At 48.6% G+C, this 18,208-nt stretch carries 13 protein-coding genes; 9 read left to right on the forward strand and 4 right to left on the reverse strand.

Features of this window, described 5'->3' with window-relative positions; genetic code table 11:
* Positions 1-85: 85 nt before the first annotated feature.
* A complete protein-coding gene (locus tag BZG76_RS07570) occupies positions 86-1,672 on the reverse strand; it encodes a hypothetical protein (RefSeq protein WP_077460781.1) in 1,587 nt (528 codons plus the stop codon).
* 287 nt (positions 1,673-1,959) lie between these two features.
* Between BZG76_RS07570 and BZG76_RS07575 the strand changes: the two genes are divergently transcribed.
* Positions 1,960-3,108, forward strand: a complete 1,149-nt coding sequence (locus BZG76_RS07575; protein ID WP_077460782.1) for a fatty acid desaturase — start codon at positions 1,960-1,962, stop codon at positions 3,106-3,108.
* A gap of 80 nt (positions 3,109-3,188) precedes the next feature.
* On the opposite strand, the gene BZG76_RS07580 is transcribed toward BZG76_RS07575, so the two are convergent.
* Positions 3,189-4,166: a CobW family GTP-binding protein gene (locus tag BZG76_RS07580; RefSeq protein ID WP_077460783.1), complete on the reverse strand. Its 978-nt coding sequence runs from the start codon at positions 4,164-4,166 to the stop codon at positions 3,189-3,191.
* 214 nt (positions 4,167-4,380) lie between these two features.
* On the opposite strand from BZG76_RS07580, the gene BZG76_RS07585 reads away from it, so the two are divergent.
* Positions 4,381-5,769 (forward strand): TldD/PmbA family protein, encoded by a 1,389-nt coding sequence (locus tag BZG76_RS07585; RefSeq protein ID WP_077460784.1) that lies wholly within the window; start codon positions 4,381-4,383, stop codon positions 5,767-5,769.
* Complete coding sequence (locus BZG76_RS07590) at positions 5,766-7,118, forward strand: TldD/PmbA family protein (RefSeq protein WP_077460785.1); 1,353 nt, start codon at positions 5,766-5,768, stop codon at positions 7,116-7,118. The genes BZG76_RS07585 and BZG76_RS07590 overlap by 4 nt, the downstream gene beginning before the upstream one ends.
* A gap of 97 nt (positions 7,119-7,215) precedes the next feature.
* On the opposite strand, the gene BZG76_RS07595 is transcribed toward BZG76_RS07590, so the two are convergent.
* Complete coding sequence (locus BZG76_RS07595) at positions 7,216-8,172, reverse strand: alpha/beta hydrolase (RefSeq protein ID WP_077460786.1); 957 nt, start codon at positions 8,170-8,172, stop codon at positions 7,216-7,218.
* A 370-nt stretch (positions 8,173-8,542) separates the two neighbouring features.
* Here BZG76_RS07595 and BZG76_RS07600 point away from each other — a divergent pair, with 370 nt between their 5' ends.
* From BZG76_RS07600 to BZG76_RS07625, 6 genes are all read left to right on the forward strand, one after another.
* Positions 8,543-9,934, forward strand: a complete 1,392-nt coding sequence (locus BZG76_RS07600) for an L-cystine transporter (RefSeq protein WP_077460787.1) — start codon at positions 8,543-8,545, stop codon at positions 9,932-9,934.
* A 174-nt stretch (positions 9,935-10,108) separates the two neighbouring features.
* Positions 10,109-10,672, forward strand: coding sequence for a PhnA domain-containing protein (locus BZG76_RS07605; RefSeq protein WP_077460788.1), 564 nt, complete (start codon positions 10,109-10,111; stop codon positions 10,670-10,672).
* Positions 10,673-10,743: 71 nt separating this feature from the next.
* The gene (locus BZG76_RS07610) at positions 10,744-12,414 is read left to right on the forward strand and encodes a LytS/YhcK type 5TM receptor domain-containing protein (RefSeq protein WP_077460789.1); all 1,671 of its coding nucleotides are present in this window, start codon (positions 10,744-10,746) and stop codon (positions 12,412-12,414) included.
* Positions 12,378-13,091 carry a LytR/AlgR family response regulator transcription factor gene (locus BZG76_RS07615; RefSeq protein WP_077460790.1) on the forward strand — a complete coding sequence of 238 codons (714 nt, stop codon included), beginning with the start codon at positions 12,378-12,380 and terminating at the stop codon, positions 13,089-13,091. Before BZG76_RS07610 ends, BZG76_RS07615 begins: the two co-directional genes overlap by 37 nt.
* Positions 13,092-13,222: 131 nt before the next feature.
* A complete protein-coding gene (locus BZG76_RS07620; protein ID WP_077460791.1) occupies positions 13,223-14,449 on the forward strand; it encodes an OFA family MFS transporter in 1,227 nt (408 codons plus the stop codon).
* A gap of 266 nt (positions 14,450-14,715) precedes the next feature.
* Positions 14,716-17,394: a bifunctional diguanylate cyclase/phosphodiesterase gene (locus tag BZG76_RS07625; protein WP_077460792.1), complete on the forward strand. Its 2,679-nt coding sequence runs from the start codon at positions 14,716-14,718 to the stop codon at positions 17,392-17,394.
* Positions 17,395-17,431: 37 nt separating this feature from the next.
* Here the strand turns inward: BZG76_RS07625 and BZG76_RS07630 are convergent, their stop codons facing one another.
* Positions 17,432-18,166: a hypothetical protein gene (locus BZG76_RS07630; protein ID WP_077460793.1), complete on the reverse strand. Its 735-nt coding sequence runs from the start codon at positions 18,164-18,166 to the stop codon at positions 17,432-17,434.
* Positions 18,167-18,208 lie beyond the last annotated feature (42 nt).

Genomic DNA, 18,208 nt, shown 5'->3' on the forward strand with positions numbered 1-18,208 from the left:
TGGCAGCGTGATCACTGTAAGCATAAACCAAGTTCGCCGGGTATGAGGTCGAACCCGTAAAAATCACTGAGATTATTTGAGGTCGCTAAGGATTCACCTTTGATTGCGTGACATCGTGTTCGCACAGATAGCTCAGCCGGTCGGGGCGAGTCATCAGCATCGGGGCATGCACGTAGAAATGACGTAAACAGATTAAACACAGCTGGACGCATTGATAGACTTTTTCACGGATGGTCTCAGGATCGTCATCAAACTCCCCAGTTAACAAGGCACGCCAATCCTCGGCAAGCTGATCAATCATAGCAAGGTCCGTCTCTTGCTCGATAATATGCGTCAGCGCCGCTTTTATCGGGACAATGTCTTCACTGGCAGCAAATATATTGCGTAACGCAATAATCACATCCATCAAGGCATCTTGTGTGACCGGTTTTTTTGCTGCCGCATAGAGGCGAGACATGGCCAATCGAATCCCGCTGGAATCGGTATCATCCACCAGCATGCTCCAACGCTCAATATCCACTAAGTCTTCATCACCAATTGCCACAGGATCGCTGGTTTCCGCTACGGTGCTAAAATCTTGTCGTCGGTTGTCCAATGAAAAGGGATCAATACGCCACACCCACTCTGGCGCGACAAATGCCTTATGTTGGCCAAGATAACAAAGCGCCATGCATAAAATGATATTCAGCTCGGTAGTTTGCTGCTCGCCCTCAGCATCCAGAACCTCCTCGGGCCAATCATCGTCTTCAAGAAAGTCGCCAAAGTTGATCGCAAATGCGTAGCCAGACTCTAACATAAAGCCATTATTCCGGCGCTTCGCCATCAGCCCCGCCGCTTGTAAGACATATTCAGCAATACCCGGGGTGTAGCGCCGTACACTGCCCCATTTGGTATCGAGTTCGGCCAAATTCGTGAGCGCCGCATTACGAAATCCTACAAACATGGGAATATGCGCGATCTCACCATCGGCAAGGCTGCGTGCCATGTCTAACATCTCTTGGACGGTAGTCACGAAACGGTCAGCACTGACCACGCCACGTATCCGCATTAAGTCATAACTATTGACCAAAATGGAGACAGGGAGACTGGCTAAACTCACCATGCCGCGATGTCCGGTGGCATCTTTATAGTCACCACACGTTTGTTGTGGCTCTTTGCCAGTGGTGGTGAATAATCTTGATAAGGCAGGATCGGCCGCCATCCGCTTTTGCACCAACTTACTAATAGGGAATTGCTCAATAGCTGCGGTCAGGTAACCTGCTCCCCGATAAAAAAGGTGCGGGCGTTGTCCCGCCTTAATCAGAAACAAGGGATACAACTCACCGGCCAGTTGGCAAAATGCACTGGTCAAGGGGTCGGCGGTGGTGATCCGCGTGGCGAGCTCTCCCCCTTGTTGTGCCCGCCACACATTAAAGACATGACGACCATTTTGCATCACATGGGGGAGGCGATAAAAAAAAGATTGTTCACTCTCTCCCTGGTCAACCGCGGATACCCGTAGCTGACGGCACAGCTCGATATACTGGTTCAGCGTGTCTCGCTGGATCCGGCTTAGTCCGAGTTTCTGCATTAAAATTAAGCGGCCTTCGGCCTCTGTGACATTCAAGATGTAACTCACCACACGGTGGCCCATCGCCTTCACAAAGTGCGGTATGGCCGGATAGGACATCATACTTCCTAACCTTTCGTGAATAAGGAACACGTATACATATCGGCACACATCCTCAAAACTATAAAAATCAAAAAGGCGTCAAACCAACAACGCCAACGAGCGAATAGGCTATGGCATCCTCCCAACGCTTTCCCATGTTTACCTAAGTATAGCCATTTCAATCATTAATCTTTCGATGACAAACCCAGAAACAATTTTGCGCACAAAGGGGATGACGAGGCCTTGACCAATTGATGACCCCCATCTATTCTAGCGTACAAGTGTACGCTTAAATAAAGATAAGAGTTATGGAAACCAAAACGACAACCTCACCGCCACAAAAACCACGTTTGATTTGGCTAAATATCAGCGTATTTACGCTCACGTTTTTCATCGCAGTCATTGGCACCCCGCTTTGGGCTTGGCACCATGGTTTCGATTGGATGCAGATCACCGCACTGATTGTCGCCTTTAGTTTTTGTGGGCTGTCGATAACGGCAGGCTATCACCGCTTATGGGCCCACAAAACTTATCAAGCCCATCCGGTCCTGCGGTTTATTTTTGCCATTGGGGGCGCGTTTGCACTCCAAAACAGTGCCCTTCATTGGTCATCCGATCACCGTATTCACCATCGTCACGTAGATGACAACGATGTCGACCCTTACTCGGCGAAACGCGGCTTTTGGTTCTCACACCTAGGCTGGATGTTACGTGAATATCATCCCGACCGTTATGGTGATTACAGCAATTGTCGTGACTTGCAAAAAGACAAGATCGTGATGTGGCAGCACAAGCACTACTTGGCCCTGACACTGGCAACCAACTTTGGTTTTCCTATCGCGTTTGGCGTGATTCACGGCGATGTGTGGGGGGCCATTTTACTGGTCGGCTTCACACGATTAGTGCTCAGCCACCATACAACGTTTTTCATTAACTCCTTGGCCCACGTATGGGGAAGTCAACCGTACACCGAGAAGAATACAGCCCGCGATAATGGTGTTTTAGCCTTTATGACCTTTGGTGAGGGGTACCATAATTTCCATCACATCTTTGAGAATGATTACCGCAACGGCATTCGCTGGTGGCAATTTGATCCAACGAAGTGGTTAATTAAAACGGCCTCTTGGCTTGGGTTGGCTGAAAAGCTGCGTGTTACGCCGGAAGAAAAGATAGAAAAAGCACGGGCGACAATGCAGCTTCAGCGTGCAACGCAAAAGCTAAGCAATAAGCCCAATGCCGCGCATCGCTTGCAAATTCTACAACAAGAATACGATACCTTGGTGGCGAAGATGGCTGATTACTACACGCTCAAAAAACAATTACTGGCATTTGAACGCGATAAATTCCGCGAAAAAGTAGAAAAGGCCGAGTTAAGTCAGCAATATCAAGATTTGAAACTGCGTTTTCATCAACAAAAACGCAGCTGGCAAGTACTCACAGCGAAATACGCCAGCTAACCCAACGTCATCGTCAACGTCGATAAAAATCGGTCAGTGATACTGACCGGTTTTATTGTCATTTTCTATAACGGCGTGATTTATTCGGCCGGCGGCTCGAGAAACGAAAGCAAGATGGTTTCTAACTCATCCCACGGTAAGGGTTGGATATCAATCACCTCAATCCGTGACTCTGCCGTTTCAATCGACATGGGTGTGACGGTGACAACCTGATTGGCAACGTTAAACGCAAAAAATCCCTCTTCGGTGTTTACCACCGCCTTGATTCGCTGAGCATTGAGATTGCTAAATAACCCATACAAGGCATCAAAGGGAAAACAACAGTGCGCGGCAAATAACCAACCACAACTGACATAGCCCTGCCCCTGATTTTCTTTGCGGGTAAAAATGTCATCTGGACCCAACGCAAGCGTGGTCATCGGCTCAGCATTGCTGTGATGATGGTGATAATGCGCTGTGCGATCTTGCCGAGGTAGCGAAAGCCATGCCGTCTCGAGCGCGCCGTGTTCAACGCCAGTCACCAAGCTTTTCTTGCCATCAAACGCCGCGACATAATCATAAAACGTTGCGATTTGCCCTTCAGTACACTGATCGAGCTTGTTGGCGACCACCACATCCGCTAACGCGATTTGATCGTGAAAATTCTGATTTTCACGATAACGCACATCGTCAATGCAACGCGGGTCCACCAAGGTCATCGTCGCGCGTAGCGACAAATGGGTATCGAAAGGCGGCTGGGTAAGCTTACCGATAATATCCTTAGGATGACCCAGCCCTGTCGGCTCAATTAAAATTCGATCCGGCTTTTGCGCTAATAGCGTATTCAAGCCTACCGTCATAGGCAACCCAGCGACACAGCACATGCATCCCCCCGGCACTTCCTTCACCAGCGCACCTTGCTCAGAGAGGATCGCACCATCGACACCCACTTCACCAAACTCATTGACCAATACCGCCCAGCGCTCTTGCTCAGGTTTATTCGCCAGCAAATGACGAATGGCAGTCGTTTTGCCCACTCCAAGAAAGCCAGTGATGATGTTGGCTGCTACGTGACTCATTGCTTTATCCTGCTCGTTATCTGCATCGACGTAGTGTAACGGATCGCGAAAAAGTCGTCGCCTATTGGTAATCATGCACTGAAAAGCCCCATTTCCCATCCAGTCAATTACACAGAAAGTGATGAAATATCATGCACTCACTGAACGTGGTGATCATTGCTGATAAAAGCTTGGTAGAATAAAAGATTCGCTAACACACTTCTTAGGAGGAAGTATGCTGAATCCATCAACGGCAAAATCGGTGATTGATCACGCCATGTTTATGGGCGCAGATTTCGCCGAGCTCTTTGTCGAGCACCACCACTCGGGCAACGTCGAGTTATTGTCTGGTGAGGTGGATAAAGTCAGTTCAGGGATTGATTTTGGAATTGGTATCCGTTTGTTTTTCGGCCATAAGGTCCTTTATGGCTATACCAATAGTCGCGATGAAGAACAGCTTAAAAAAGTGACCAGTTTACTTTGCGCGCGTGATAAGCGTGACCAAATTGCCGCTGCTGGCCCCCTTAATTTGTCGCATTTAAATGACAAACATCCTGTGTCTGAACCTCTATCTCGTGACCAGCATGTGGCAGATAAAGTCGATTTTTTACGCCACGTAGACCAACGTATACGCGCCGAAAGTGAAAAAATCACACAAATTATTGGTCGCGTCGGCCAACGTGAACAACAGATTGAGATCTTTAACTCTCGCGGGTTGCACGTTAGCGATACACGTCATTACACTCGGATTGCTGCAACCGCGGTTGCCACCGATGGAAAAGAGCAATCGACCGGCTTTGATGCCCCTGGCGCACTCACTGGCTGGGAATTTCATCACGATATTGATCCCGTGGCGATGGGCGAACGCGTTGCACGTCAAGCATTAACCAAACTCGGCGCCCAAACCTGTCCTTCTGGTGAAATGCCCGTGGTCATTGGAAATGGATTCGGTGGGGTCATTTTCCACGAAGCCTGTGGCCATTTACTAGAAACCACCTCGGTAGCCAAACAAGCCTCGGTGTTTCATGATCAAATGGGTGAGATGATTGCTAGCCCAGTGGTTAGCGCCGTCGATGATGGCACCTTAGCCAACGCATGGGGCTCAATTAACATCGATGATGAAGGTATGGAGACTCAGCATACCCAGCTTATCAAAGACGGTAAGCTCACCTCGTTTATGGTCGATCATATGGGCAGCCTGAAAACCGGTTATGCACGCACCGGCTCAGGCCGTCGTGAGTCTTACAAGTTCGCGCCGACCTCGCGGATGCGGAACACCTTTATCGAGCCGGGTAATGATGATCTTGATAAGATGATTGGCTCCATGGAGCGCGGCATTTATGCTAAAAAAATGGGTGGTGGTTCAGTACAGCCCGGCACCGGCGAGTTTAACTTCGCGGTGCAAGAAGCCTATTTGGTAGAAGATGGCCAAATCACCGCACCACTCAAGTCCGCAACGTTAATCAGCACCGGTCCGAAAGTACTTAAAGAAATTAGCATGGTTGGTAAGGATCTCGCCCTCGCCGCGGGTATGTGTGGCTCTGTGAGTGGTGCCGTACCGACGACTGTGGGTCAGCCCGCACTTAAAGTCGACAACATCCTAGTAGGAGGCGGTAACGCATGAGTGAGCAAAACGTGAAAGCAACCCTAAGCGATGCCGTCGATCAGGTATTAACACTCGTTCAGGCAAAAGGGGCCCACGCAGACGTCATTGCCAACGCCAGTGAAAGTTTGTCATTGAAGGCGGATCAAGGCGATCTGTCCGAGCACAAAGTCACCGCGGGCCAAGTGATCGGCGTACGTGTGATCAAAGGTGACCAAGTTGCCACCAGTTATTCCGAATCGCTAGATAGCGACAGCCTTGCCAGCATGGTCAACGCCGCGCTAACGAATGCGAGCTTTACCAAAGCCGACCCTGACCAGAAAATTCGCGCCGAAGGGCAGCAGATCGATAGCCAAGATCCCACTTTGTTTCAAGCGGATAATACGCCGATTGAAGATAAGATTGCATTGGCACTCGCGATGGAGCAAGACGTGGTCAATCAACCACGGGCAACGGGGGCGCCCTACAATGGCTACGGTGAGCAAACCCAGTATCAGCTGCTGGCTAATACCCTGGGCACACGCTGCTATCATCGCGAACGGAGTTTTAGCTGCTACACGGCAGCACTGCTCAATCACGACGGCAAGCAATCGATGCATTTGGGGGCGTCAGTGTCACGCCGCTTTGCCGATCTCGACCAAGCATTTGCAACCCGCTTGGCCTATGACACGGCTGATGCATTGTTAGAGGGTGGGCCAGTCAAAACCGGTCAATATGCGGTAGTGTTTGAACATAATTGTTTAAGCGAATTGCTGGGCGCATTTGGCAGTTGTTTTTCCGGGGATGCGGCCAAACGGGGTACCAATCCATGGCGCGAAAAAATCGGAAAACCGATTGCCGATCCAGCCCTGACCATTACCGATATCGCACGTATCGATGGCGGGATGCGCAGCAAAGCCTTTGACAGCGAGGGCTTTGCTACAACCGACACGCCGCTAATTGAAAATGGCATATTGGTTGGGTTGTTACATAATAGCGCTACGGCCCATCATTTTGGCGTCCGTCACACTGCCAACGCCGGCCGCAGCCCGAAAGGCGGCTTAGATGTCACTTCACGTCACGACCTCATTGGCGCCGGCAAACAAAGTGGTGCCGAAGTGCATGGAGGCGAGTATCTCGAACTGGTTTCGCTGCAAGGGGTGCATTCTGGCGCGAATGCTATCAGTGGCGACTTCTCGTTTGGAGCCAGTGGCTTCTTGTGCCGTGACGGTAAACGTGTTCGCCCCGTGCGTGGCATCACAGTGGCAGGTAATTTCTATACCATGCTCAATGAGATTGATGCGATTGGCAACACAGTCACGCCTAATTACGATGGCGCCTTCTTCGCCCCTCGGATACGGTTTGCCCGTTTGTCGATAGCTGGCGAATAGATAGCTGGCGAGTAATACGTTTTTTTATAAGCCACATATTATAGACCCACATGGCACCGCAGACGTCGGTGCCTTTTTTAGATTATTTGCCGGTGGCTCACACATCCATGGCTGACGCGCTGGTCTCAATTGTCTGCCAGTTTTTTTTCCGCGCTGCGATATCGCTACTTGACGTTGCGCTCTCAACACTGTGTACCGCTGGATCCGTCTTAGCCGCAAGATCAGTAAACGCTTGTAAAGTCACGTCGCTTTTTAAAATCCGCCCATGCCCTAGCCCATCAGTAGGCAGCAAGCAGACATGTTGATAGTCGTTTGCTTTTTCAGTCACGCTGAACGAGGCAAAACGATCGCTTCTGTCATGCGCAATGACCACCTGATGACGACGCGCGCCGAGTTTAGTCAAGGGTTCGATGGTTTCGATCGGATAACCATGCTGCTCCCCCACTTCTTGTACAATTTCATCAAACAGCTTGAGTGAATATCCGGACTGACGCACCGTTGCATACAGATTCTCACGATAATTCAACACAGGCGCGACCAAGAGTAATGGTAAGTCATCTAATTGCGGATGTTGGCTCTCGAGGACGGCCGCCGCACCCATACTGTGGGCGACGATACCAGAAACGTTGTCTACTTGATCCAAAACATCGTTGATTGCCTGCACAAACCCTGGAATATGGCTTTCGTGCCCCCCACTTTCACCATGGGCCGGATGATCAAACGCCACAGCGCGAAAACCCAACGAGGCAATATGCGCCATTAAAGGAAAAAATTGGCTCGCCGAACCGGACCATCCATGTGTCAGTAACCAGGTCGGGCCCGCGCCAACGCTGTACATCTGTAGCTCGCCTTGTTGACTTTGCGCAGTAAACCGCTCTAAGCCATTCGGGGCCGCGTTCACCGCTGGACTGCGCGTGGGGGTAAGAAAGAGCTTGCGGGCAATCTTCCTTGCATGACTGGGGGCAAGTCGATGATGACAACGGCTAACCGCGCCTATCAACGTACGTTTTGCACTAAACCGGCCCGGGGTCGAGAAGTAGATTTTTCTGCTCATTGTGAATCCTTCAAATCAATAACACATCACTCCTGGTATGCGTCCAAAAATAAACACGGTGAGGGTGAGTCAACACGCGCGGCCTTACCTTACCGGAACCTTAGGTGTATTCCTAGAACGAACGCTTGTTTTAAAACAGCCGGAATAACTTGTCGTCGCCATTGCGCGATATACCACCGCAAATTGTGCAATAACTGTTCCATATTCTTTTTAGTTTTAATAAGTGCTTTTTTTATCTAGCCGTAATGTGACATATGTCTTCATTATGTGTATCCGTCGGCATAAGATGCGAACCAATATCGATCCCTGAACGACATCCACGGGATCTAACGCTGAAATTATTATAATTCTCTAGGTGGGAACGCCAACTATGACAGTTATCCTTTTAAATCTGATCGCTTTTGCGCTGTTACTGGCAGTGCTTGTGAAGTTGCACAAGCAACAAAAATCCCTATCAACGCGAGTCTTTACTGGCTTAGGCTTAGGGGTGGCATTCGGTGCTGCGCTGCAAGCGTTATATGGTGCTGACGGCACGGTTACACGCGAAACCATTGGCTATATCAATATCGTCGGCTCAGGCTACGTGAGCTTGTTAAAAATGATCATCATGCCGTTGATTACCGTGTCAATTATTGGTGCCATCTTAAAGGTGAAAGACTCGGGTTCACTGGGTAAAGTCTCTAGCTTAAATATTGGGATTTTGCTGGCAACGACCGCAGCATCGGCACTCATTGGTGTGTTCGTCAGCAGTCTATTTGGATTGTCTGCGCAAGATATCGTGCAAGGTGCGCAAGAAATGGCACGCGGGGCTGCACTTGAAGAACGCCTGGGTACCGTTGAAAACCTGTCACTGGCTGATATGGTGATCTCTTTCTTCCCACAAAACCCGTTCGCAGATTTAGCAGGAAGCCGTCCAACGTCTACGATTGCTGTGGTGATTTTCTCTGCGCTTGTGGGAATTGCCGGGGTAACGCTTTCACGCACACAGCCTGAACTGGGTGAGCGCTTTGAACGCTTTATGGATGTTGCTCAGGCGCTTGTACGTACGCTGGTGCGCATGATTATCGGTTTAACGCCATACGGTGTCTTGGCATTGATGACGAAAGTCATTGCCGGATCAAATGTCAGTGAAATCCTGCAACTGGCAAACTTCGTTGTCGCTTCATACGTTGGCCTAGGCGCGATTTTGGTGATGCATTTGATCTTAATCGGCCTAGTAGGAATGAGCCCAGCTCAATACTTGAAAAAGATACTCCCGGTACTAACGTTTGCCTTCACATCGCGCTCTAGTGCCGCGACTATTCCGCTAAACATTGATTCTCAAATGAAGAACTTGGGGAACGATCCGGCCAGTGCCAATTTCTCTGCCTCTTTCGGTGCGACCATGGGGCAAAACGGCTGTGCAGGGCTATACCCTGCCATGTTGGCGGTGATGATTGCACCAACCATTGGCATTAATCCGCTCGATCCTGGGTTTATCGCGACCTTGGTTGCCATCGTAACGGTGAGCTCTTTCGGTATTGCTGGCGTCGGTGGTGGGGCAACGTTTGCCGCGCTGATTGTACTCTCGGCACTGGATATGCCGGTCGCACTTGCGGGTCTGTTAATCTCAATTGAACCGTTAATCGATATGGGCCGCACCGCGATTAACGTTAGCGGCTCAATGACTGCTGGCACGCTCACCTCACGCTTAACCGGTGGCCAAGATAAGACTATCTTCGAGCACCACGAAGTGGTGAAACAAGACACTGCAAACGCTTAATGGCGCGGTGCCATCGTTTATAAAATGCCACGCCGCATTGGCGTGGCATTTTTGTGTCTATAATCATCCATCAATTCGCTGACTTAATCCCTTATAACTTGTAAGAATTTATGTCAGCGATTACACTCTGCCGCATTGTTAACGCAGGCTCGATCTGCCCTACACGAGACATTTATGAGTATTGAACAAACACTTCAGGCACGCAGCGGCGGCCAATGTGAACTTTGTACCCGCCAAGACAACTTATCTGTATATGACGTCCCGTACTCACCAGATACCACCGCGAACAGCTGCGTATTGGTTTGTGGCACCTGTCATGACCAGCTAAGTAATCCTGACAATATGGATGTGAACCACTGGCGTTGCCTGAGTGACAGCATGTGGAGCCAAGAGCCGGCCGTGCAAGTCGTCGCTTATCGCCAGCTTTCTCGCCTTTCGAGTGAAAGCTGGGCGCAAGATAATCTCGACATGATGTATATGGAAGATGACGTGCGTAAATGGGCGGAAACCGGTCAAGATATCGAAGAAGTTAAAGTGCTGGATGCAAATGGTGTGGCGCTGCAAAAAGGCGACGACGTGACCGTGATTAAAGATTTGCCAGTGAAAGGCTCAAGCCAGGTAATCAAACAAGGTACCGTGATCCGTGGCATTAACCTGACCGATGATCCCACCCATGTGCAGGGTAAAGTGAACGGCCAAACGTTGTTCGTGATCGCTGAGTTCTGCCGCCGCAAGTAATTGGCAGCATACCGTCGCCCTTTATTTAAACACGGTCTTTTCTTTTGTTAGCGTATAACGACCAGTTATTGATGCTGTTGGCGGTATTTGAACGTGCCGCCTTATTACTCATGGCCTTATTTTGGCTCACTCGCACCCATCTGATCCAAACCATCGTACAGAAGACCCAGCGCCATCCAATGGAAACAGCGCTCATTGCCGCTTTATTTGTATTGTTTGCCTTGTTCAGTACCTACACGGGAGTGAATGTCGATGGGTCGCTGGTAAATGTACGCATCATCGCCATTATCGCCGGCGGTATTTTGTTTGGTCCTTGGGTTGGCGTGACTGCCGGCGTCGTCTCGGGCGTTCACCGCTATCTTATCGATATTGATGGGCCAACCTCACAAGCCTGTTTGATCGCCAGTATTATTGCTGGGTGCCTGTCGGCACTGATTCATTATCGCGCAGATAAACAGCATTATGCACGCTACGGCATTTTGGCGGGTATGCTCTGCGAATCGCTGACGATGCTGCTTATCCTTTTGCTTGCCCGCGATCAAACGCTCGCCCAACACATTGTTGCTACCATTAGCTTCCCGATGATTGCGGGTACCGTCTGTATTGGCCTGATCATCCAACTGGTGCAGTACATCGATGATGAAAAAGAACATTTAGCCGCCCAGCAGGCTAAGCAAGCGTTAGATATTGCCAACCGCACTCTACCGTATTTTCGACGCGGAGAGGCGCGAGGTTTGACCAAAGCGTGCAGTATTATTCGTAAAGACACCGGTGCCGATGCCGTGGCTATTACCGATACCGCCGATGTTTTGGCGTATGTTGGCATTGGTGAGGAGCAATACATTGATGCCCATCACCAAATTAGCCGCCTTACTCAGCAAGCGGTAAGAACCGGTGAACAAATTATCAGCAATGATCTCAATGTGCATGATTTTCGCTCTTTGTTGATCATTCCGCTATGGGAAAATGGCGTGGTCACGGGAACCTTAAAGGTTTTTTATCGCCAGCCCCATCGTATTCGTCGCCCCATGCAGGAAATGGCGATTGGTTTATCACAATTGATTTCGACCCAAATGGAAGTTGCGCGGATACAAAACCTCAAAGAAATGGCGAGTAAGGCCGAATTTTCTGCCTTACAAAGTAAAATTAACCCTCATTTCTTGTTTAACGCCCTCAATGCGATCTCCAGCTTGATCCGCCTGCGTCCGGATGACGCCCGTGGCTTGATTGCCAATTTGGCCGACTTTATGCGTTACAATTTAGAGCGCACGCAGGATCTGATCCCCATTAGTGATGCCATTAAGCAAGTCAAAGACTATGTCGCTATTGAGCAAGCACGTTTTGGTGACAAACTTACGATCCGCTTTGATATTGAAACGACCGACACCAATATTGCGCCCTTGCTGATACAGCCGCTGGTTGAAAATGCGATTCGCCATGGTTTTCAACCTTCTCGTCGTCCTTGTGATGTTATCATTGCGGTGCGCGAAATTGCGCAAGGAACGGAGATTAGCATCAGAGATACCGGGATCGGCATCGATCCTAATATTGTCGAGCAACTTTATCATGGCACCATCGACAGTCATCATATTGGATTGATGAATGTGCATCAGCGTTTAATCATGCTCTATGGACAAGGCTTAACTGTTGAGCCACGCAATCCCGGCACACGTGTATCATTTGTGATTAACCATAAGGAGCCTTCATGCTTCGCGCTGTCATTGTCGAAGACGAATACTTAGCGCAAGAAGAGCTACGTTACTTAGTTGAAAAGCATAGTGATCTCGAGATCATCGAAAGCTTTGATGATGGGCTTGCAGCGCTAAAATACCTGCAGACCCATTCAGTGGACGTGCTGTTTTTAGATATCAATATCCCCTCGATTGATGGCATGTTACTCGCACGGAGTTTACATGCCGATGCGCGCCCGCCCTTTGTGATTTTTACGACCGCTTACAAAGAGCATGCCGCAGATGCTTTTGAGCTTGAAGCGTTCGACTACTTGCTTAAGCCACTTAACGAAACACGGGTGAAAGGCGTACTCAATAAGCTTGCTCTCGCAGTAGCGCCAACCGATACCATCACCGATCAACGCCATACCTTACATTTGATGCGTGATAATCGGATCCGCATTACTGATACCGCCGACATTCTTTATGCCGCTGCCAACGAAAAGACCACCTTGGTGTATACGCCCGACGGTGAGTTCTATGTGCCCTATACCATCAGTGAGTTGATGGCACAATTGCCCGCTAACTTTTTCCGTTGCCATCGCTCTTATTGCATCAACTTAGATAAAGTTACCGAAATTGCACCCGGCTTAAACAGCACCTACCACGTTTTCCTCCCCGGCATTTCTGATCCTGTGTTGGTCAGTCGCGGTAATCTGAAAGCGTTTCGCGAACGGATGCAATTGTAATTCATGCCATCTCGCTGCAGTTCATGCCCGCTAACTGCAGCTCATTTTATCTTTTTCACCTACTCTTGATGTGGGGATTCAGGGTCGTATCTTGGGGGTGTTCTCAATAGATAAAATCCTGGAGCGTTACCATGAACGCACGTTTATCCCCCGGCATCAAAACCCTTATCGGCACCGTATTGGCCCAGTTTGCACTTGGCTCTGTGTATACGTGGAGCCTGTTTAATGCCCCCCTTGCAGCCCAGCTTGACGAGCCAGTCAGCCAAGTGGCCTTCACCTTTGGCATTATGACACTGGCATTGGCCCTGGCTTCTTCCGTCTCGGGCCATCTACAAGCACGATTCGGTGTCCGCCGCGTGACCATTGGCGCAGGCATACTGCTTGGCGCCAGTCTCGCGCTAACCTCGGTGGTCAGCCAACTATGGCTACTTTACCTTACCGCTGGCCTTCTGATTGGCTTAGCGGATGGTACCGGCTACTTAATGACGCTTTCCAATTGCGTACGCTTTTTTCCCAAAAACAAAGGGCTTGCCTCAGCCTGTGCTATTGGCGCTTATGGTTTAGGCAGCTTAGGTTTTAAATACATTAATCTGTACTTTTTAGCTGCAGGCGGCGCAGCACTAAGTTTTCAAATGTGGGCGATTCTGGCCTGTGTGATGGTCGTGATTGGCGGCGCACTGATGCACGATGCACCACAGCAAAAAGCCGCCACAAACGCATCTGAGGCCGATGCGCCTGCTGATTACACCCTTTCTCAATGTTTTAAAACCCCGCAATTTTGGTTACTTGCCACGGTATTTGTCACGATTTGTATGAGTGGGCTTTATGTCATTGGCGTCGCTAAAGATGTGGGTGAACTTTATGTCCACCTTGATGCTGCCACCGCTGCGGAAGCGGTTGCCATTATCGCACTGGCAAATCTAGGCGGCCGTCTGGTACTGGGGGTGTTGTCTGATCGCATGGCGCGCAGCAAAGTGGTTGGCTTGGCACTCCTCGTCTGCGCGGCAGGCGTGGGTATGCTCCGCTTTATGCCACTGGACCAATACAGCTTCTATTTGTCGGTTGCTTGTGTCGCGTTCAGTTTTGGCGGAGCAATTACCGTATTCCCCACCTTGATGAGCGACTATTTTGGCATGAACCACCTCAGCCAAAACTATGGTTTTATGTACCTGGGCTTTGGTGTCGGTAGCTTTATGGGCTCTGTCATTGCGGCGCTATTTGGCGGTTTTGTTGCCGCGTTTAGTGTGATGCTGGTAATGATCACTATATCCTTGTGTATTGCATTCACTATTCACTCGCCCAAGCACAATCAAGAGAAGATTAAGCATCATTGGCAGTTAGAGTCATCGACCAGCTAAGCATTGTTATACACTTTCCCCTCGTCTTAGCAATAATACGAGGGGCTCTTGTTTGTAATCGACACACCAAAAATAAAATGTGACAGCGTCACATAAAGTGGTCCAGTTTACACTGTAAACCCCGTAATATCGGCGCTTGTTGATAAGTCTATCCCTAAATACTGAATAACATCTCAATACATTAACAACACTATTGATTGTTGTGGTGTACTCGCCTAATTTAAAGCCTCGGCGTCGGGCCTTCCTCTTTTCTTGCTAGGTGTTAAATGACACGGACGCGATTTGTTACGCTTCACAGCAAAGCAGCACTTATTTTTATCCTAGGGTTACTTGCCATTATTTTCAGTAGCCTTTTATTGACTCGCTATTTTTTCCTCTTCGGTATTGACCACCTAGAAGACATAGAAATCACGCGCGCAAATCAGCAAGCCAAAGCGGTGATTCAGCGTGTCATCGATAATCAAGTTGAATATGCAATTGATTGGGCCTATTGGGATGATACTTACGCGCTACTTACAACAGGTAATAATCGCTATGCGCAGAGGAATCTAAGCGACGAGACATTACTCGCACTCAGTTTAGATATGATGGGGTTTGCCGACTTAAGTGGTGAGGTAGTCGAAGCAAAAGTACTGGAAGATGCGGGCAACAAGTCGATTATTGATGCAATATATCGCTCCCCTGCCGTCACAGCCCATATTCATCAACCCATTCCTGATAAAGAGCTGACTCCTTTCGCTGGTTTACTCCAGCTTAGAGGCCGCATATGGGTGATCAGTGTCAACCCAGTCCGAGACAGTGCGGGCACTGCACCGGTCGTCGGCTGGATGGTTTGGGGGCAAGCTCTGACAGGTCGCTTTCCCTCCGCTTACGATAACATATTAGCGGGCAACAACCGTCTCGTTAACAAGGGGGATACAACAGGAGAAGGGAGCGTTGAACGCATTGTTCGTACTGACAATAAGATAACCCGCTATACCCCCTTATATGATTTGAGCAACCGCTCCATTGCGGCCTTAGAAACCACCGAATCTCGCCATTACTATCAAAAGGGAAAGCAAGTATTTCAATATCTTATCTTAGCTTTACTGGCGATGACCTCATTTATCGCTTTCGTGGTTTATCTGCTTTATCGACACAATATTGCTAGACAGTTTATCTCTTTTGAGAAAAATGTGAACGCTCTGCTCGGTGACACAGCTCCTATCACAACGCCCAAAGATATGTTTACCCGCATTACTGAACAAATCGAGGCAATGGCGAGCACGTCTTCTTACGCCGAACAAAAACTTAAAGAAACACTGTCTAAATTTGAAGCGCTGTACCATAGCCAATATCTAGGCATGATACTTTTAGAAAATAACCAGATTGTCGACGTGAATCAGGCACTACTTAACTTGCTTGGTCATCAACGCACACAGCTTATTGATGCCCCACTTGATATCCTGTTAAATAACAAAGATGGTACACTGTCTGATTTGAATGCCTTCCAGCAACAAGACGAGCAGGATGTCACTCACTTTGAAACTAACCTACGCAGTGTCACTGGGCAAACTATCTCTTGCAATGTAGAAGCGATGCGGCTAGACAATCAGACGTCTCAAACTGTGATGCTGGCGGTGAAAGATATTAGCCAGCAAAAACGACAAGCCGCTTTAATAGAAACACTATCACACCATGACACCCTGTCTGGTTTACTTAATCGGCCCTCGACAACTAAAGCCTTAAATCAAGCGCTCACGGACAAAAAGGCCATTATCACCCTCTACATAATTGCCACACGTCTTCGTGAAATTTACGAGATATATGGGCATCAAGCCTATGACAATGCGGTAAAGCACATCGCTGATGCTTTGAAGCAACAGTTCCCGCAAGCGGCAATCGGTAGGCTAAGCGAAAATGAGTTTATCGTTTTTACTGATCAAATAGAGGAGGAGCAATTTATTCCTCGCGCGAATACCGTGCTAAAAGTCAGTGCGAATCATCTAGCTGAGACGACAGCAGACTTTGATATCGGCCTTAACGCCGCAATGATAGGGCCTGAGTTCGCGTTTACCCATTTTGAACCCCTCGTCCACTGTGGTTTCTACGCGATAGAGCAACAGTTGGTACCCAAGCACAATGTGACGATTGTTGATGAAGAGATTGTGCAAGCTGCCAATGAGACATTAACAATTAATCGAAACCTGATCACTGCACTGAAAAACGAAGAGTTTACCGCTTTCTTCCAGCCCATCGTTAACGCGACATCGAATCAAGTGATCGGTTTTGAAGCATTGGCGCGTTGGCATCATCCCGATTTGGGGATGATATCGCCAGGGGTTTTTATTCCGTTGGCCGAAAAACACAAATTAATTATTGAGCTCGACGAACTGGTGTTAGAAAAAGCCTGCGCATTTTTACAAACCATACAAAGGTATTGGAGTAAAAAATCGCAGCACCGTCTCACCATTCATGTCAACCTCTCTAGTCCTCACTTTGGCGCAAGTGCGCTGATTAATAACTTGCAGCGACTCATAAAGCAGTATCAACTTTCGCCAGGACAGCTGGTGCTAGAAGTTACCGAAAGTATTCTACTCGGTGCCGACCAGGAGACAATTGAACGGATGCATGCCCTCAAAGCGTTAGGCGTCCAGCTAGCCTTAGATGACTTCGGTACCGGCTATTCATCGTTTAGCTCGCTGTGTAATTTTCCGCTCGATATCGTCAAATTGGATAAATCGTATATGAGCGAAATTGAAACCAATGAAAAGGCCAAAACCTTAGTCCGCAGCATCATCAACATGGCTCAAGAGCTGGGCATGACCACCGTTGCTGAAGGCGTCGAAACCGCGTCTCAATTGCGCATTCTCAACGTCTGGCGTGTCGATGAAATTCAAGGGTTCTACCACTTTAAACCAATGAGTGCAGAGCAGGCATTAAACACCTTTGGTGAAAATGGTTAATTGTAAGAGCGAGAGTAAACCCTATATAAAAGCTATACTACTCGGCCGATTTCTCTTCTTCTTGTTGATAAACAGGGTGTTTATACTGGTCCTTCAACCTTTTTATCTTCACGAACTCGATCCTAGGGAAGAGTGAACGTAATGTAGCAAGTAGTTCTTGCTTTTGGTCAAGAGTAGCGGTGAATATATCACCATAGTAAGCATACGCACCTTTCTCGGGAATGGCGAATGACAATACACCATCATTCTCTAGGTCAAACACAACCGTACGCTCACAAATCAATATGGAATGCTTATTAATCGTAGGACGAAAATTCGTCATCCCAAACGACATCAGCGCAAAACCACCAGTCCCAACAAACGCGAGAGGACCGAGCACAAACACGGCAATAATACAAACCACGATACCCACCCATGCAAGACCACGCACCACCTGATAGGCAACATCGGGAATCATGTCTTTTTCTGTATAATGAATACCCAAAGGCGTTAAGTGGTAACAGCGATGTTTGTCGGGGAAAAAAAGATACCTTGAGACTAATACCATCATCGTCATGAAAGAAAATAATCCCCAAAACGCAATAGAGTCTATAGTGAGCTCGTCGATTACAAACCATAGAAAGCAAAAAGGAGTTAGCCCTGCAAAAATTGATAGTCCCCAAATTCCAAGGTGGTCAAATTTTCCACCCCATCCTTTATGTTCCCAATAGTGGCGAACTTCCACCTCGTAGAGCCTCTTTTCAATAGGATTTATAGTTTCGCTATAACTCAATTCTCAATCCAATGGTACGCATCATTCACTCTTCCCGAATTG

Source organism: Salinivibrio sp. AR647, assembly GCF_001995415.1.
GTDB lineage: Bacteria > Pseudomonadota > Gammaproteobacteria > Enterobacterales > Vibrionaceae > Salinivibrio > Salinivibrio costicola.

Excerpts from the sequence above, each read along its gene's own strand:
- BZG76_RS07570 (WP_077460781.1), bottom strand. The coding sequence starts at position 1,672 with ATGATGTCCTATCCGGCCATACCGCACTTTGTGAAGGCGATGGGCCAC.
- BZG76_RS07615 (WP_077460790.1), top strand. The coding sequence starts at position 12,378 with ATGCTTCGCGCTGTCATTGTCGAAGACGAATACTTAGCGCAAGAAGAG.
- BZG76_RS07585 (WP_077460784.1), top strand. The coding sequence starts at position 4,381 with ATGCTGAATCCATCAACGGCAAAATCGGTGATTGATCACGCCATGTTT.
- BZG76_RS07605 (WP_077460788.1), top strand. The coding sequence starts at position 10,109 with ATGAGTATTGAACAAACACTTCAGGCACGCAGCGGCGGCCAATGTGAA.
- BZG76_RS07580 (WP_077460783.1), bottom strand. The coding sequence starts at position 4,166 with ATGAGTCACGTAGCAGCCAACATCATCACTGGCTTTCTTGGAGTGGGC.
- BZG76_RS07610 (WP_077460789.1), top strand. The coding sequence starts at position 10,744 with ATGCTGTTGGCGGTATTTGAACGTGCCGCCTTATTACTCATGGCCTTA.
- BZG76_RS07590 (WP_077460785.1), top strand. The coding sequence starts at position 5,766 with ATGAGTGAGCAAAACGTGAAAGCAACCCTAAGCGATGCCGTCGATCAG.
- BZG76_RS07575 (WP_077460782.1), top strand. The coding sequence starts at position 1,960 with ATGGAAACCAAAACGACAACCTCACCGCCACAAAAACCACGTTTGATT.
- BZG76_RS07595 (WP_077460786.1), bottom strand. The coding sequence starts at position 8,172 with ATGAGCAGAAAAATCTACTTCTCGACCCCGGGCCGGTTTAGTGCAAAA.
- BZG76_RS07600 (WP_077460787.1), top strand. The coding sequence starts at position 8,543 with ATGACAGTTATCCTTTTAAATCTGATCGCTTTTGCGCTGTTACTGGCA.
- BZG76_RS07620 (WP_077460791.1), top strand. The coding sequence starts at position 13,223 with ATGAACGCACGTTTATCCCCCGGCATCAAAACCCTTATCGGCACCGTA.
- BZG76_RS07625 (WP_077460792.1), top strand. The coding sequence starts at position 14,716 with ATGACACGGACGCGATTTGTTACGCTTCACAGCAAAGCAGCACTTATT.